The sequence below is a fragment of the Mesorhizobium sp. M0778 genome (assembly GCF_040320105.1).
In the GTDB taxonomy this organism is placed as follows: Bacteria; Pseudomonadota; Alphaproteobacteria; order Rhizobiales; family Rhizobiaceae; genus Mesorhizobium.
This window is the reverse complement of sequence record NZ_JAMYPA010000016.1, coordinates 113,691-130,420: the sequence shown is the minus strand read 5'-3', so window position 1 is coordinate 130,420 and position 16,730 is coordinate 113,691. Positions and strand designations below refer to the sequence as shown.

15 protein-coding genes are annotated in these 16,730 nt (G+C 58.4%); 11 read left to right on the top strand and 4 right to left on the bottom strand.

What is annotated here, in order from left to right; all coding sequences use genetic code 11:
• Nucleotides 1-11: 11 nt before the first annotated feature.
• Genes NKI22_RS21710 through NKI22_RS21670 form a run of 9 tightly spaced genes read left to right on the top strand, consistent with a single transcriptional unit; the run spans nt 12 to nt 8,373 of the window.
• On the top strand, nt 12-320 hold the full coding sequence (locus NKI22_RS21710) for a TrbC/VirB2 family type IV secretion system protein (protein WP_023680310.1): 309 nt from the start codon (nt 12-14) through the stop codon (nt 318-320).
• On the top strand, nt 320-592 hold the full coding sequence (locus NKI22_RS21705) for a VirB3 family type IV secretion system protein (protein ID WP_352571685.1): 273 nt from the start codon (nt 320-322) through the stop codon (nt 590-592). The genes NKI22_RS21710 and NKI22_RS21705 overlap by 1 nt, the downstream gene beginning before the upstream one ends.
• Entirely contained in the window at nt 586-3,036 is a 2,451-nt protein-coding gene (gene trbE, locus NKI22_RS21700) for a conjugal transfer protein TrbE (RefSeq protein ID WP_352958864.1), read from the top strand. Before NKI22_RS21705 ends, trbE begins: the two co-directional genes overlap by 7 nt.
• A complete protein-coding gene (gene trbJ / locus NKI22_RS21695; protein WP_352691358.1) occupies nt 3,033-3,758 on the top strand; it encodes a P-type conjugative transfer protein TrbJ in 726 nt (241 codons plus the stop codon). The genes trbE and trbJ overlap by 4 nt, the downstream gene beginning before the upstream one ends.
• A 36-nt stretch (nt 3,759-3,794) precedes the next feature.
• Complete coding sequence (trbL, locus tag NKI22_RS21690; protein WP_352895894.1) at nt 3,795-5,117, top strand: P-type conjugative transfer protein TrbL; 1,323 nt, start codon at nt 3,795-3,797, stop codon at nt 5,115-5,117.
• Nucleotides 5,118-5,849: a conjugal transfer protein TrbF gene (gene trbF, locus NKI22_RS21685; protein ID WP_352704234.1), complete on the top strand. Its 732-nt coding sequence runs from the start codon at nt 5,118-5,120 to the stop codon at nt 5,847-5,849.
• A complete protein-coding gene (trbG, locus tag NKI22_RS21680) occupies nt 5,839-6,867 on the top strand; it encodes a P-type conjugative transfer protein TrbG (protein ID WP_352895889.1) in 1,029 nt (342 codons plus the stop codon). Before trbF ends, trbG begins: the two co-directional genes overlap by 11 nt.
• 10 nt (nt 6,868-6,877) lie before the next feature.
• Complete coding sequence (locus NKI22_RS21675; protein WP_352958860.1) at nt 6,878-8,095, top strand: TraB/TrbI/VirB10 family type IV secretion system protein; 1,218 nt, start codon at nt 6,878-6,880, stop codon at nt 8,093-8,095.
• Nucleotides 8,096-8,106: 11 nt separating this feature from the next.
• Nucleotides 8,107-8,373 carry a DUF2274 domain-containing protein gene (locus NKI22_RS21670; RefSeq protein WP_352895883.1) on the top strand — a complete coding sequence of 89 codons (267 nt, stop codon included), beginning with the start codon at nt 8,107-8,109 and terminating at the stop codon, nt 8,371-8,373.
• Between the two features lie 570 nt (nt 8,374-8,943).
• Here NKI22_RS21670 and NKI22_RS21665 read toward each other — a convergent pair.
• From NKI22_RS21665 to NKI22_RS21650, 4 genes are all read right to left on the bottom strand, one after another.
• Nucleotides 8,944-9,909, bottom strand: coding sequence for a hypothetical protein (locus NKI22_RS21665; RefSeq protein ID WP_352958857.1), 966 nt, complete (start codon nt 9,907-9,909; stop codon nt 8,944-8,946).
• Between the two features lie 74 nt (nt 9,910-9,983).
• Nucleotides 9,984-11,168 carry a hypothetical protein gene (locus NKI22_RS21660; RefSeq protein ID WP_352958854.1) on the bottom strand — a complete coding sequence of 395 codons (1,185 nt, stop codon included), beginning with the start codon at nt 11,166-11,168 and terminating at the stop codon, nt 9,984-9,986.
• Nucleotides 11,168-11,803 carry a hypothetical protein gene (locus tag NKI22_RS21655; protein ID WP_352704225.1) on the bottom strand — a complete coding sequence of 212 codons (636 nt, stop codon included), beginning with the start codon at nt 11,801-11,803 and terminating at the stop codon, nt 11,168-11,170. The genes NKI22_RS21660 and NKI22_RS21655 overlap by 1 nt, the downstream gene beginning before the upstream one ends.
• A 172-nt stretch (nt 11,804-11,975) precedes the next feature.
• Entirely contained in the window at nt 11,976-13,313 is a 1,338-nt protein-coding gene (locus NKI22_RS21650) for a hypothetical protein (protein ID WP_352958852.1), read from the bottom strand.
• A gap of 812 nt (nt 13,314-14,125) precedes the next feature.
• Here NKI22_RS21650 and NKI22_RS21645 point away from each other — a divergent pair.
• Both NKI22_RS21645 and NKI22_RS21640 read left to right on the top strand, forming a co-directional pair.
• Complete coding sequence (locus NKI22_RS21645) at nt 14,126-14,725, top strand: thermonuclease family protein (protein WP_352895869.1); 600 nt, start codon at nt 14,126-14,128, stop codon at nt 14,723-14,725.
• A gap of 681 nt (nt 14,726-15,406) precedes the next feature.
• On the top strand, nt 15,407-16,483 hold the full coding sequence (locus tag NKI22_RS21640) for a type I restriction enzyme HsdR N-terminal domain-containing protein (protein WP_352895867.1): 1,077 nt from the start codon (nt 15,407-15,409) through the stop codon (nt 16,481-16,483).
• The last annotated feature ends 247 nt before the right edge of the window (nt 16,484-16,730 follow it).

The following is a 16,730-nucleotide window of genomic DNA, read 5'->3' as shown; positions in this document are numbered from 1 at the left end:
AAGGTCACCTCATGCTCAAGAAGCTTCGCTTCCTTTCGTCCACCGCGCTCGCGTTTCTTCTCACCGTCCCGGCCCACGCAGCGGGCTCCGGCATGCCTTGGGAACAGCCGCTGCAGCAGATCCTTGAGTCCGTGCAGGGACCGGTCGCCAAAATCGTCGCGGTGATCATCATCATCACCACCGGCCTGACCCTTGCTTTCGGTGACACGGCAGGCGGTTTTCGCCGGCTGATCCAGATTGTCTTCGGCCTGTCGATCGCCTTCGCGGCATCGAGCTTCTTTCTCTCCTTCTTCTCCTTCGGCGGCGGGGCACTCGTCTGATGGCCACCGGAGAGCAGCATGTCGAGGGTTTCGAAGTCCCCGTTCACAGGGCATTGACTGAGCCGATCCTGCTGGGCGGCGCGCCGCGAGCGGTGGCGATCCTCAACGGCACGGTGGCCGCGGCAATAGGCCTTGGCCTGCAGCAGTGGATCGCCGGACTGGCGCTCTGGATCGCCGGCCACACCCTCGCGGTCTTTGCCGCTCGCCGCGATCCGGACTTCGCCAGCGTGCTTGTCCGTCATCTTCGCCTGAAGGGGTGGCTTGCATGCTGAACCTTTCGGAGTATCGCGGCAAAGCCGATCGGCTTGCCGACCATCTGCCCTGGGCCGCTTTGGTCGCGCCCGGCATCGTGCTCAATAAAGACAGTAGCTTCCAGCGAACCTTCCGGTTCCGTGGCCCCGACCTTGAAAGCGCGACCGAAGCCGAGTTGGTCGGCATCTGCGCACGAGCCAACAATGCGCTACGAAGGTTGGGCTCCGGATGGGGGTTGTTTTTCGAGGCCGAGCGCGTTGAAGCGCTGGGCTATCCGAGCTCGGCTTTTCCCGATGCTGCCTCATGGCTGGTCGATGAGGAACGGCGCGCGGCCTTCGAGGGCAAGGTCGCGCACTTCGAGAGTCGCTATCATCTGACCTTGGTCTTCATGCCGGCGCCAGATGGCCAGGCGCGGGCGGAAAGCGCACTGGTCGACTCGCATCACTCGGGAGGGGCTAGAGACTGGCGCCAGGAGCTGGCGTGGTTTCGCGACGAGACCGACCGCGTCCTGGATTTGCTGTCCGGCTTCATGCCGGAAGTGCGCGCCCTCGATGATGCCGAGACGCTAACCTATCTGCACGGCACAATCTCGACCTACCGCCATCCGGTCGCCATGCCGGAAACGCCAATGTATCTCGACGGTGTTCTGGTTGACGCGCCGCTTACCGGCGGCCTGGAGCCGATGCTGGGTGAGCAGCATCTGTGCACCCTCACCATCCTTGGTTTCCCGAACGTCACCCGGCCAGGGATCCTCGACGCGCTCAACCATCAGGATTTCGCCTACCGCTGGATGACGCGCTTCATCCCGCTCGACAAGACGGAAGCCACAAAGACACTGACCCGGTTGCGCCGTCAGTGGTTTGCCAAGCGCAAATCGGTCGCAGCCATCCTGCGCGAGGTCGTGACCAACGAACCCGTCCCTCTCGTCGATAGTGACGCCGACAACAAGGCGCTCGATGCGGATGCCGCCCTTCAGGCATTGGGCGGCGATCACGTCGGCTTCGGCTATCTCACCACAACGGTGACGGTATGGGACCAGGACCGACAGGCCGCCGCGGAAAAGCTCCGAGCGGTTGAGCGCATAGTCAATGGGCTCGGCTTCACCACGATCCGTGAAAGCATCAATGCGGTCGAGGCGTGGCTCGGCTCGTTGCCCGGTCATGTCTACGCTAACGTTCGCCAGCCGCTCGTTCACACGCTGAATCTTGCCCATGTCATGCCGCTGTCGTCGGCGTGGGCCGGTCCGGTGGATAACGAGCATCTCACCAACGTGACTGGGACCGAATCCCCGCCGCTTCTCTTCGCAGAGACCAACGGGTCGACACCGTTTCGGCTTTCCACCCACGTCGGCGATGTCGGCCACATGCTGGTCGTTGGTCCGACCGGTGCCGGCAAGTCGGTTCTGCTTGCGCTAGTCGCTCTGCAGTTTCGACGCTATGCCGGGGCGCAGGTCTATGTCTTCGACAAGGGCAATTCGGCTCGTGCGGCAACACTGGCCATGGGCGGAGAACACCACGCTCTGGGCGCGGATGGTGCGCTTGCCTTCCAGCCACTGAGCAATATCGGCGACCAGGCTACTCGCAGCTGGGCGGCGGAATGGATCGCCGGCCTCGTTGCCCATGAGAATGTCACCGTTACGCCGGAGGTAAAGGAGGCGATCTGGTCGGCACTCATCAGCCTTGCCACTGCGCCGGTGCGGGAACGCACGCTGACGGGCCTGTCGGTTCTGCTTCAGTCCAATGGACTCAAGGCCGCGTTAATGCCCTACACGCTCGACGGTCCCTTCGGCCGGCTGCTCGATGCCGATGAAGATCGGCTGGCTTTGTCGGATGTGCAGTGTTTCGAGACCGAAGAGCTGATGCACCAGGAAGGCGCCGTGCTGCCGGTGCTCACCTATCTCTTCCATCGCCTCGAGGAGCGGCTCGACGGCCGGCCAACACTGCTGATGCTCGACGAGGCCTGGGTCTATCTCGACAACCAGCTCTTTGCCGCCCGCATCCGCGAATGGCTGAAGGTGCTGCGAAAGAAGAACGTCTCCGTCATTTTCGCCACGCAGTCACTTGCAGATATCGCTGGCTCTTCCATCGCGCCGGCGATCATCGAGAGCTGCCCACAGCGCATTTTTCTCCCCAATGACCGTGCCGTGGAACCGCAGGCGCGGGCAGCCTATGAGCACTTCGGCCTGAACGAGCGGCAGATCGAATTGGTCGCCCGTGCCACACCGAAGCGCCAGTATTATCTGCAGTCGCGCCGCGGCAACCGCCTCTTCGAGCTCGGGCTCGGCCCGATCGCTCTTGCGCTCTGCGGCGCCTCTGATCCGGCCACGCAAGCTTTGATCGACAGCGCCCTGTCAGAGCACGGGCAGGACAGCTTTGCTTCCCGGTTCCTGAGTGCGCGCGGCCTCGATTGGGCTGCCGAGCTTCTCCAGCAATTCCCTCAACCAGATAAGGAGCAATCGTCATGATGCGGCGCCGCCTTCTCACCAGCCTGATCACCGTTTCCCTAATCGCAAAACCGATGGCCGATTACGTCCAGCCGGCCCACGCCCTGATCGTGTTCGATCCGTCGAATTATACGCAGAACGTGCTGACAGCGGCACGTTCCCTGGAGCAGATAAACAACCAAATCCAGTCGCTTCAGAACCAGGCGACGATGCTGCAGAACATGGCGCGGAATCTTCAGCGCTTGGATTTTTCTTCCGTCGGCCAGCTCACAGGTTCGCTCCAACGGATCGACGGCCTGATGACCCAGGCCAGCGGCCTGAGCTTCGATCTCGACAAGCTTCAGAACCAGTGGCGTGTGCAATATCCGGAAAGCTACGACGCCACAATCAAGGTCAGCGATGTGGCGAGCGCCGCGCGCGAGCGCTGGCAAAACGCCATGCAGGCGTTCCGCCAAACCATGAGCGCGCAGTCGCAGATCGTGGAGAACGTGCGGGCCGACGGCGACCTGCTTACCGATCTCGTCAACCGCAGTCAGGGCGCGGCAGGTGCCCTTGAGGCAAGCCAGGCCACCAATCAGCTGATCGCGCTTTCGACCAAGCAGCAGATCCAGATCCAGACGCTGCTCGCGACCCAGTTCCGGGCTGAAGCCGAAGATGCTGCCCGCAAGGCGCAGTCCGAGGAAGCCGCCCGCGAGACGACGAAGCGTTTCCTGGGCACCGGTACGGCCTATCCCGGCAACTGATCAGCAGTTCTTCAAGACAACGAGGAAGGCGGCGACATGAATGACCTCGGCGTCATTGATCGCTTCATGGAGACTTTTACCCGCTATATTGATAGCGGGTTCGGTCTGCTTTCGGGCGACGTCGCCTTTCTCACCACCATCCTGATCGGCATCGACATCACGCTGGCAGGCCTGGTCTGGGCGTTCGGCGGCGAGCCCAATGTTCTTGGCCGGCTTGTCCGAAAAGTGCTCTATGTCGGCGCCTTCGCCTTCATCCTGAACAATTTTAAGAACCTCGCCGACATCATCTACCATTCCTTTGCCGGGCTCGGCATCAACGCATCGGCCGGCAATCTGTCCGCCGACAGTCTCCTGCGGCCAGGCCGCATTGCCGCGGCCGGCTTCGAGGGCGCCTGGCCGCTGCTCAATCAAGCGAGCCAGCTAGTCGGCTTCCCCGAGATCTTTGGCAACGCGCTGACCATCTTCGTGCTGCTTCTCGCCTGGTTTCTGGTCCTCATCGCCTTCTTCATTCTTTCAATTCAGCTGTTCATCACCATCCTGGAGTTCAAACTCACCACATTGGCCGGTTTTGTTCTGGTGCCCTTCGCGCTCTGGAACCGCTCGGCGTTTCTGGCCGAGCGCGTGCTCGGCAATGTGATCTCGTCGGGCATTAAGGTGATGGTGCTTGCTGTCATCGTCGGCATCGGCTCTACGCTCTTCGGCGAGTTCGCTTCCGCGCTGCAAGGCAAGGAGCCGGACTTGGCCGCGGCCATGTCACAGGTACTGGGCGCGTTGGCGCTGCTTGGGCTCGGCATTTTCGGGCCAGGGATCGCCTCGGGTCTTGTTTCCGGCGCGCCGCAGCTGGGCGCCGGCGCCGCACTCGGAACCACCGCGGCGGCCGCCGGATCAACGCTCGTTGCCGGAGGTGCGACGCTTGCCGGCGCGCGCATGGCAACCGGCGGCGGTCTCGCCGCCGTTCGAGCCGGCACGGCCATGGGATCGGCTGCTTCCACAGCTTGGCAGATGGGGCGTGCAACATCGCCCGAGTCCGGCCTCTCCGGCGTAGCTGCTGGACTGCAGGGCGTTGCCGGTGCAGCTGGCGGCGCCGCGATGCGGGGAATGCGATCTGCAACAGAACCATTCCGGCGCAACGCCGATGCCGGCCGCGATGCCGCCTGGACCTCGACGGGCGGCACGCCGACCGCATCAATGACCGGAAACCCTGCCGCGTCAGGTGCCAATGCCGCGCCGGCGTGGGCGAGGCGCTTGCGTTCCGAACAGACTGCGCGCGCCCATCGCCATGCCGCCACGCAGGCCGTCCGTGATGGCGATCGGGGTGGAAGCGGCGCCAACCCCTCTCTCAATGACAAGGAAGACTAGATGCTCTTCAAGCGACCTGTTCAACGCTACGGGAAGACGCCTCACCCCGTCACACCATACCAGAAGGCCGCCCAACTTTGGGACGAGCGCATCGGCACAGCGCGCGTGCAGGCAAGGAACTGGCGCCTGATGGCCTTCGGCTGCCTCGCTCTGGCCACCGGGCTCTCTGGTGGACTCTTGTGGCAGTCGATGCAGGGCCGCGTCGTGCCCTATGTCGTCGAGGTAGATCGTTTCGGCGAGGCGCGCGCCGTCGCTCCAGCAATCCGGGACTACGAGCCCACCGATGCCCAGATCGCCTGGCATCTCGGCCGCTTCATCCAGAATGTCCGCTCTGTTTCCACCGATGCGGTGCTGGTGCGGCAGAATTGGTTCTCGGCCTACGACTTCGCCACCGACCGTGGAGCCCTCTTTCTCAACGAGTACGCTAAGGCCAACGACCCGTTCGGCAAGATCGGCACGCGCAGCGTCTCGGTGCAGGTGACGAGCGTGGTTCGAGCGTCCGACAACTCCTTTCAAGTCAAATGGACCGAGCAGGTCTTTGAGCGCGGCAGCCTCGCCAGCACAACGCGTTGGACCGGGATCCTCACCATTGTGATCCGGCCGCCGAACAATACCGATCAGCTGCGCAAAAACCCGCTCGGCGTCTTCATCAATGCCATCGACTGGTCGCGCGAGCTCGACAGTGCCGCGCAGACTTCCGTTCCCCCAAAGGAGCCCGCCAATGATAAATAGACTCTCGTCGCTCCGCACTGCCCTGGTCCTGTCGACGTCGGCTGCGGTCATCTCCGCCTGTGCCTCGAAACCGGTGCCGCCACCTCAGATTTCCTATGATGCTGCCAAGTTCCAACCGGCGGCAATCGAGAAGGCGCCGGAGAAGCCCGTCAAGGTCGTGGAAGTGCCGAAACCGCTGCCGCTGCCCGGCCAGTTGCAGCCCGAGCCGGGCAAGGCTGCTGAAGACAAGCGCTCGCCTGAAGAACGTGTCGCCGATGCCAACAAGGCGGCGACGCAGCAACCCACCAAATATGGCTATGTGAATGCGGTGCAGGTTTACCCCTTTGCCGAAGGCGCGCTCTACCAGCTCTATGCCGCACCGGAGCGCGTCAGCGATATCGCTCTGCAATCAGGGGAGAAACTCCAATCCGTGTCGGCCGGCGATACAGTGCGCTGGGTAATTGGCGACACCGTCAGTGGCTCCGGCGATGACCAGCGCACCCATGTGCTGGTGAAGCCCTTCGCGCCAGGACTTGCCACCAATCTGGTGATCACCACGGACCGGCGAAGCTATCACCTGCAGCTTCAAAGCACGGATAAGACCGCCATGGCGGCAATCTCCTGGACCTACAGCGAGGACCAGATCATCGCGCTACGCCGGCGCAATGCGCAGGCCGAGGCTGCTATGCCAGTGGCGTCGAATGTGGCTCTCGAAAATATTCGCTTCCGCTATTCGATTACCGGCGACATGCCGCCCTGGAGGCCGACGCGCGCGTTCGATGATGGCAGCAAGGTCTACATCGAGTTCCCGCGCCGCATCGATCAGGGCGAGGCCCCGCCGCTCTTCATCGTAGGTGCTGACGGGGACAACCAGCTCGTCAACTACCGCATACGGGGCAACTATTACATCGTCGATCGCCTCTTCGCCGCGGCCGAACTGCGCCTCGGCGCCAAGCAGCAGCAGGTGGTGCGCATCACGAGGACCGACGGCAGGCAAGCGCCGCGGCGGATATTGCTCTTTTCGCGTTCCAGCAGGTGAGGGACGGCCCATGACGGATACTTCCCGCTCCGATGCTCCACCGAAACTCGATCCAGAACAGCTCCAGCTGCGGGCCTCGCCCCGCCGCGCTGTGCGCTTCAAGCGCGGCATTATTGTCGCCATTGCAGCTGTTGTTTCCGGCACCGTTCTAGGCGTCACCATGATGGCGCTGGAGGGACCGGCACTGCGCATCAAAGAGCAGGCTGAAGAGCTTTACAACACTGAGCGGAAGCCAACCGCGGAGGCAATTGAAAGGCTGCCTAAGGACTATTCCGGGATCAAGCCCAAGCCTCCGGTGCTTGGACCACCGCTGCCCGGCGACCTCGGCCGCCCCATCCTTGAGCACCAACGCCAGCTGGGCATCGCGCCGGGCCAGGAGGTTTCGGCGGAGGAGCAGCGCCTTGCACAGCAGGCGATCGAGGCGCGCGAATCGCAAATCTTCTTCCGGATCGAAAATCGACCCCGGCAAGCGGATGCCGCCGGCAACGGGCAGGGCGGGCGTCCACCCTTTGATGGAACGGCTCCACAATCCGATGCCGCACGCGATTCAGCTTCCGTTGCACCGGCCGAGGGCGACCAAAACAATCAACAGCGCAAGCTCGATTTTGTCAGCCAGCGGAACACAAGTGGAATCTACAATCTGCATGCACTGCAGACGCCGGCTTCGCCGTATCAGCTGATGGCCGGCAGCGTCATCGCAGCGAGCCTGATCACTGGCATCAATTCCGACTTGCCCGGCCTCGTCGTCGCACAGGTCACCGAGAATGTGCACGACACAGTCACCGGCAGTACCTTGCTCATTCCGCAAGGCTCTCGCCTGATTGGCACCTATGACAGCGTCGTGGCCTTTGGACAAAGGCGCGCGCTGCTGGTCTGGCAACGGATACTGCTGCCCGACGGCTCTTCGATCGAAATCGACAATCTGCCGGCAACAGACACTGCCGGCTATGCGGGGCTTGAGGACAAGGTGGACTTCCATACCTGGCAGCTGATCAAAGGCGTTGCGCTGGCCACCTTGCTAGGGGTCGGCACGGAGCTGAGCCTCGGGGAAGAGGAAAGCGACCTGGTCAAAGCAATCCGCGAATCCGCTCAGCAGAACGTCAGTCAAGCTGGCCAGCGCATCACCGAGAAGAACCTCAATATCCAACCCACCATCACTGTCCGGCCCGGTTGGCCACTGCGCGTCATCGTGCACAAGGATCTTGTGCTGCGGCCGTACCGGAATTGACTGGAGTCATCATGACCAATCTGAAACTCGGCAAACTTCCGGATCGGACACCTTCGAAGATCACCATAAGCGTAAGTGCAGACCTGAACCAAGCACTGAAGGACTATGCGGCGCTTTATCGTCAGACCTATGGCGAGTCCGAATCGGTAGCAGAACTGATCCCGTTCATGCTGGCGGAGTTCCTGGAAAGCGATCGAGCGTTTGCCAAGGCCAGAAAGGAAGGTTTCCCGGATGCTGGCAAGTCCGAGAAATCGCGACATCAATCAGTATCAGAGTAAGCAACAGTGACCAGTGAGTTCGAGTGGGACGCTTTTACGCAAAACCTCACCGTCAGACAGGCGATTGCATTGAAGCAACTTGCCTACGACAAACCGTGTCGGTTTCGGCGACACGATCCGCAACCCAAGAAACCCATTCCTCGCGAGTAGTAGGAATGAACTCTCGCGGCCCGCCAATCCCACTGCAGCTAACGCCGTCATGTTATACTCCACGCTCTCACCGCATCAATTGAAGTACAGATCGAACCGTCCCTCCGTGCCAGTGTAATTACCAGCATTACCGAATCTGGGCAGCTGCCATTCAGCTCGCATTCCCACGCGACCAGCTGGTTGCTCACGGCTTATTTGGGCGCAGTTGCAAGCAGGTCGAAGCTACGCTACCATCCCGAAAGACTTCGGTAGACCTCGCGTCATCCCGCACGGTCATTCCGACAATCGTCCGGACGTTGGAAAGGGAAGCCTGCCATTTCTATAAGGCTCAAGCGAGAAACGGCGTCGCATTAAGAAAACTTGCCCGCTCGACGAGCGCGCAGCACCGATTGCGCAGGCGGCGTTGCGAATCTCGTTCACCTATGGGCCAATCGGTGCAGAACGCCGCATGCGGATTTCGATGCGCCGCCGCTCTTTTACGTCACCTTTTGCGCTGCCGTTAGAAAGGTTGTCGCCGGGAAGCACCAACTGACCGGCCGAGAATGGGACAATCTTGATGCCCTTCAAGCGGGGATCGGCTAGGAGAACGCTTGCGACTGATACGGCACGGGCCATGCCGAGACCAGCATTGTCGGCCGGGGTGAGTAGGCCGATCGGAACCTTTCCGGTTAATGCAGCGATTAGGTCGTCATCAAGATTGGAACGATTCGCACCCATCGGCTGCTCGTCCGTGTGCCCCACGACTTCGATCACATCAACTTTATATCGTGAGATCAGGTCTGCAACTTGATCGACAAGTGCCAATTTGCGTCGCTCAAAGTCCGGCGTCAGATCCGCTTTGCCCACAGCAAAGCTGTAACCGTCCGCTTCGCTCAAGGGGATAATAGGCGGCCAATCGTGCTCGCCAGTGCTTGATTGTTCACGATCCTGAGCGGCCTTGGCGAGGCGGATGAGTTCCTCAATGGGAACAGCGCTGAGCTTTTGGGAGGCTTTTGCTTTTTCCAGCGTTTCGACTTCTTGGAGGGAAGCAAAGATCTTCTCAGCTGTTAAGCCAGAGGAAAGGGAGGGCAGTAATTCCTTGAGTTCGGCAGCTTGCTTTAGCAACCCGTCGCGAGGCAGGCCTGCTTGGTCGATTTGTTTGGCGAACCTAAGATCCGTTGAAAGATTCTCCCAGTTGTCGGCAATTTTCTCGGGGAGGCCACTGTTTGCACGAAGCTGGTCGAGTAACTCTCTAAGCGTTTTTTGCTCATTCTCAAGCTCGGACACCTGCGTGTTGAGTGCCGTGAGCTTGCTTTGAAGGTCGAGGTTCTGGGCCTTGTAGCGTGTAAACACAACCGAGGTCGCTATGAGCAGGCAGAAGACCAAAAGGAGCATGATCTCTGCCATGGTCAGTCCGAGGACAACGCCCCGACGGTACGCGGCCATGTCATCTGCGATCGCCGCGCGACCTTGCATTCGTGCTACTCTTTCGGCTCGGTTGTCAATGGCGGCTGGCGTTGACTTAGCAGTCGGAAAAGGGCCTCCAGTCGACTGCCAATGACGTGAATAAGAGCCCGGTCCTCGGTCTGATTTTTGCTCGCTGAGTTGATAGCCTCCGTGATTGGCTGGAAGCGCTCTTCGTGGACTTCGATCGAACGGACGCTGCTTTGGATCGTTGTCAACGACGATGAGATGGCCGTAGCAAGCTCACGAATGGCATGGCTGTTCGATCGAATTTCCATTGCTGTGGAGCGGCTCTCGGCAACAACTTGGGAACCGGCGTCAGCGTGGCTTCGAACGAGAACGCCAAATTCTTCGACCGCCTTGGACAATGAACTAACGAGCGGCTCGATTTTGATTTCGATGATGTTGTCCGGAGTTTGCATCGCCGCCAGCTTATCGGTCGTCGCCTCGAATTGACTGACGATGCGTGTCGCAGCACTGGCAAGCTTCTTGTTCTCATCGGCAAGATGATTTGCCGCAGTCTCCAGACTTTCAGTTATGGTTCCGGCAAGTGATGTCAATGCAATGCTCGAGCTTTCCGAAGCGGCTTCAAAGGGCTTACGGGCCTGAGACGTCATATCTTCGAAGTTGCCGAGAATTCGGCCGGAAACTTCCTGCATGCCGCGTCGGACTTCTTCAAACCCTTCCGAAATCGCCTGGTGCGATGAGCGACGAAAATGGCTGAGTTCCACCACCGTCTTGTCCAACTCGCGGCGGACTTTGCGCGCAGCTTCGGACAACTCCAGACGCGCCGCGTGTTCGACTTCAACAGGATCGCGACGCATCTGATTGAAGATCACTCGAAGCGCGACGCCTGCGATGGTTGAGCCGATTGCCACGCCAAAATTGCGGACGATCTCTTCTGCGGCACCATCCGCCGAGAATTGATAGAGGGATACGCCGAGGCTCGTCAGCGTGAAAAGAAAACCCATGTAGTAAAGATTGTCGCCGGCTTGATCGTCGCGAATTCGCAAGAACCGGATGGCTTTTACCACGACTGCGTAAACCAGCATAACGACAACCGGGGTCGCGGTGACTACGAGAGCCGAATAGCGGTCCAGTTTGGCAGCGATGATAAAGCCGCAACCAAAAAGGACAAAAAGGGAGAATATGCCTGCGGTGTACCAGGCATCGCCGGCCCGTTCTTCAGCTTCGCGCGCCATTATCCAGCTCCCTGAAGCTTGTCGGCATCAAGCCGCGAGCCATGGCTTTCTGCAATCCAATCGCGCCAGAACTGAATGTGCTTCGCGCTGTCGATCTTAGTGTTCAGACGAACCAGGTATTTGACCGTCACCGCTGCGCCATGAAGATCCGTTCGCAAGCGCCGATAGGCAGGCGTGCGCGCAAATTCCTCGAACGCTAAGTTGCCTCTGTACTGTGAATAGTCTGACACATGCTCGATCATATCGGAGATGACCGTGAGGTTTTTCGGCATCTCCTCCGCTTTGCGGCCGGAAAATTGATCCACGGCAATACGCTGGATCGTTTCCATGATGGGTGAGGTATCAGACGGGGACCCCGCCAGGTTTTTAAGGGCGGCCTCGAGGGGGTCCTGAAAAGCTTGCTTCCAATGGTTTTTGGCTAGTTTGGGATTGGAATCGAAAGCACTCAGATCAGAGCCATCGCCAGGATTGCACCTGCTAAACACAACGGCGCCACCCGCAATGTTTGGGTCAAGCAGACGGAGCTCCAATAGGCCGTATTTCGGGGTCGTGTCAGCAATGTCCAGAAGGTAGGTCTTTATTTCGCTTTTGGTGATGTCGGGAAGATTGTCGGATCGATCGAGAAGCACGATCATCTTGGAATGTGGCCCATCTTCCGGACAAAGCGATTCCTGTGAAAGGGCTACTCGTGCTGGCCGACTTAGATACGAGTAGCCCAGGAAAACGGCAATCGCGACACAAACCAGGAGAATCGCCGCGGCGGTAATAATCTTTCCGATTTCGGAAGCGTCACCGGGGCGCCGCCTACTACGCTGACGGCGCGACATCTGAAGCCCTTTGTTCCGGAACGAGTTCATCGAGCTGGCGGTAGCGATCGACGGCGTTCTCGAATTCTCGGTGAATGGCACCGACCTGCTCGGTCAGCACGTCCTGTGTCGCAAGAATTCGATCACGCAGTTCTTCGCCTCTCCATTCGCCTGCCATGCTTGCAACGACCGGTATTCGTTGACGCTTGTATGGGGCAGAGAAGCGCTTGGGCGGCTTGGTACTACGTGCTGCCTTGTTTGCCTCCCTGTAGGTAGACAGGAGCAGGGTTGCAGTCCGTTCCAACTGATTTTGGTGTTCTGCAAATAGCTGGATGAAGCGTGCGCGATTGGTAAGGATCGCATCATGCTCTCCGCGCCGGACGGAGAGGTCACGGTTCAATTCCTCCATCTCATCGCGGTAATCATCTCTAATGTCGCTGAGTCTGTCGATAAGCGCCCGCCGCCCCCTGGAATAGGCTGCCCGGCGCTCCTCAAGCCGCTTCTGCGTAGCAGCGAAGCCGGGATAAGGGTCTGACAAAAACAGCCCATCGATAAACGCGATGAGCGAGAATAATGTGCCGATTGCCAAAAACACCCACGAGTTTACATCGTCCAATTGCAAGGGTATGTGCCGCATGCGCTCCATGACGAGCCGACCCGGGTTCTCGGCCAATATTGCTGATACATCACGGTAGTGTGCCAGGGCAAGATTCAATCCTAGCGCGACCGCGATGTAGAATGCCAGGCTCACGAAACCTATGAGTTTGCGAAGCAAAGAGCGGTGATTGAGTTGAACCACGCCAAATAGCGCAAGAATCAAGGCGCAAGTGATATTCACAAATGCGAAGGAGAAAGCTAGGGCAATACCCCCTAACAAGCCACTTTCATTGTCGACGGCCAAAAACTGTCCATTCAGAATGGTCTCGAATACAAAGATGCAGACGAGGATAGCGATCTTCAAAAGCGTGCTCGCGCGGCCCTGAACCCGTGCGCTACGAGACAGGTTATGCGTGCGGCGGAATTCGTCACGCTCGTTGTGAGCCTCTCGGAAATTGTCTCGTAGGCTGTGTAGGTCATCCAGCCCTTTCGCAACTTCGGCCTTGAACTCGCCAACGCATGCAGGAGCGGCATGGCGAATGGCGGCGAACTTACCCTCAAAATCCAGTGAGGAGAGGCGTTCGGAATAGGTGCGAAGCTCGTCTTCAAGCGCACCGTGAGACTGTTTTTTTTCCATTTCGACGCGTTCGATTATCGCGGCTTCAATGTCGTCAAGGGACGTGGAAATGGAAGGCGGCTCGTTCCTTTCGCCTCGTTCTTGGCCGAGATCTTCGAGCCGCATCTCTCTTGCGATACGGTTTGCATCTAGATCAGGAAAAGTCTCAATCGAGGCGACTTTATCGTGAGGCGGCCGTCGCGCGCTTTCCAACAGACCCGATAATGCCCTGCTTACCAAAATGCGTCCCGCCCATAGTTACCCGCTTTTCGTTGAAATACCGAGTAAAAGTAAAAGAGTGGCAACGTCAAGGCGCGCCAATTTCACGAGGCGCCGCCATTCTCCGGAGGATGGAATTAGTTCACGGTGCTACCCGGGCGTAGGGAGCCTGTCAGGCAATCTGTCACATCGCTAATATTACAGATTTCCACGACGACTTAAATATCGATCGGCCGCCATACCACGTACGCAAAAACGGCGGCCACTGAGTAGTTTTCGCAGCGAACTTCCTGTCCATGTCGAAGTAAAAGACCAAAAATCGAGACCGCCAGCTCGCACGATTTTTTACCATCCGGGCAATTTCACGGCCTCGTTTGCTTCCCCTTGCGCGCACATTAACATTGCGCGATGTTATCTGCGCTATGGGAGGGCTTAGGCAATGAAGGGGGTCGTGATCATCGGGACTTTGGCTGGCCGCCAGCCAGGGAATATGTGGGGCGTGAGCCCAACCGGCGGTTGATTTGATGGGCAAGATCACTCGCTTCGGCAGGCAATCCGCAGAATCTGGACGGCTAGGACCTCTCCGAGCGTCCATTTGGATTGCGACATGTTTAGCGGCTCTCGTGGCGGTCGGCTATATCAATGTGGGCCGTTCCGATTTGGGAAAACTCCAAATCCTTCGGTCTCTGGACGACCCGGGCCCGCTCGAGGGAGTCGCATTGGTCATTGATGGCGACACGATTGAAATTCATGGGCGGCGCGTTCGCCTCAACGGCATTGACGCTCCCGAAAGCAGCCAACTATGCGACGATGCAAAGGGCTTTCGCTACCACTGCGGTGCAAAGGCAGCAGCGGCCCTCCGCGAGTTTCTTTCGAAATCAAGGCCGACCCGCTGCCAGTTCGTCAGTTGGGATCGATATGGCCGTTACGTTGGCAGCTGTACTCGTGTGGACGCGGTTAGCGTTGCTGGCTGGTTGGTCGAGAACGGTCATGCGCTCGATTGGCCGAAATACAGCAGTGGAGCCTATGCCTCGCAACAGGCTGCGGCAAAGGCTTCAAAGCGCGGCATCTGGATCGGAGTTTTTCAAGCGCCTTGGGACTGGCGCACTAACCACCGGGAGGCCGAACATTCGCCCAGCAAGCCACCACTAGGCCTGGTCAGCCCGCATGCTCTTGCGCAAAGTTGGTCCTGCCAACCCCGCCGAACATGCCCTCAGATCAGTTCATGTGACGAGGCAAATTGGTATTTGAACAACTGCTCCTGGGGCGGGAAGCTGGACCGCGACAGCGATGGCCTTCCATGCGAGTCACTATGCTGATTGTGCTCAATGGTCAGCTTGTGACCGACCCTGACCGGAGAAACCGGAGGCCTTCAGATGGTCGACATACGCTTGTTCGTGGATCGAACCACATTCCCAAAGGATTTCAAGAAATAGATCGAAAGAAACAGGTTTCCCGAGTGCTCCCTTTGCAACAGCCTGATCCAGAGCTGTAAGATACCGGCAGGGACAGGTGGCCGACGTATGTTGTGTTTTACGAACTTCATACGTCAAAGTTTAAGGGTAACGAAGGGTTCAATCAAACGAAAACAATGGCCCGCACGCGGGTTTTCACATGAAGCTTAGCTTGAGGTCCACAGTACAGCGTCTCATTTCACAAGAATATTAAGACCTAAGAGCCCCTGAGAGGCTTTGTACCCAGTCGGATGGGTCAGTCGTGTAGGGCTCGGGCATACGTCGCCGGATTCCGCGCTGCGTGCTCGACCTCACAGCCATTTTGAACACATCGGTTGGTCGCACGGCATTCCGTCTTGACGAGCCGGGTAGCCTCCTCAGCATGTCGATATCGGACCGTGCACGTCAAACCGGCCATCGCAAATCGTTGAGCGACCTTGTATGCGCGATGTGGCATTCGCCTCTTTCTAAGAGGCCAGCTTACATTGACTTGCGCAAACGGAATTTTTGCACGATCTTACCTATCTCAATTTGGGGGAGGGGCTCATGAGTGTTGAAGAAAAACTTCGCGTTCTTGCTGATCGCATCAAGACGCATTCGAGCGCAATGCTTACAGAGGAGGCCTTAAAGACAGCGATAGTACTGCCCTTTCTCTCAGCGTTAGATTACGACGTTTTCAATCCTGACGAGGTCATCCCTGAATTTTGTGCCGACGCAGTGGGGAAGAAGGGCGAGAAAGTTGACTACGCCATAAAAATTGACGGGGAAATCAGGATTCTTGTTGAATGCAAACCGATAACCACAGTTCTTGATCGAGTACATCTCGCGCAGTTATACAGGTATTTTTCCGTCACTAACGCAAAATTCGCCATTTTGACGAACGGTCGCGCGTTCCATTTTCATACGGACTTAGTTGCACCAAACAAGCTCGATGACCGACCGTTCCTCACGTTCGATCTTTCGGACCTACAGGGGCAATTGATCTCCGAGTTGAAGAAATTCGCGAAAGCGGATTTCAATGTGGATGGGATTCTGCAATCCGCTCACCGCTTGAAATATACATCGGCGATCAAGAAAGAAATTGGAAGCGTGATGGAGAATCCACCAGAGGATTTTGTGCGGATGGTGACTGGCGGCCTTTACCAAGGACGGTTCACCGCCCAGGTGAAGGAGCAATTCACACCCATGGTCAAAGCGGCTTTTCGCGAGATCGTTCGAGAATCCGTTCAGTCACGTCTTTCCACAGCGTTGGCCGAGACTGAGGTTTCAGAAATTGGCGCCGACGGACTTGGCGCCGAAGAAGAGGTTGTGACCACTGAGGACGAGCGAGAGGGCTTCATGGTTGTGCGGGCAATCGTCCGGGACCTTTTAAAGCCAGCCAGGGTGATCATGCGCGATCAGAAAAGCTATTGCGGGATCCTGGTCGACAACAACAACCGTAAGCCCTTGGCTCGGCTGTGGTTTAACAGGTCGGTTAAATATCTTGGGCTTTTCGATTGTGAGAAGGAAGAGAAGGTTAAGATCGACTCGCTCGACGAAATCTATGACCACGCCGATCGCTTGCGAGCTACCGCGAAGGAATATCTTTCCGGGGCAATCGCGGCGCCCTCGATTGCTTCATGACTTTGAACGGTTCGGAAGTCCGCGCTACGCGCCTTCTTCGAAGCTTGATCCCGCGCGATGTGGCGCCCATGTGCCTTATCAACTTTCAATGGGCTCAGTCCGCCAGACGTCTTTCGGCAGATGAGCATGCCGGTTGTTTCCAGAATAAAAGTTGTTCCCGGCGAATTTGCCCCCCACTGATACTGACGACGCACGCGGTCGGTTGGCGTGTTCATACTTCAGATGAGTGATGAGGCAATGGATGGTC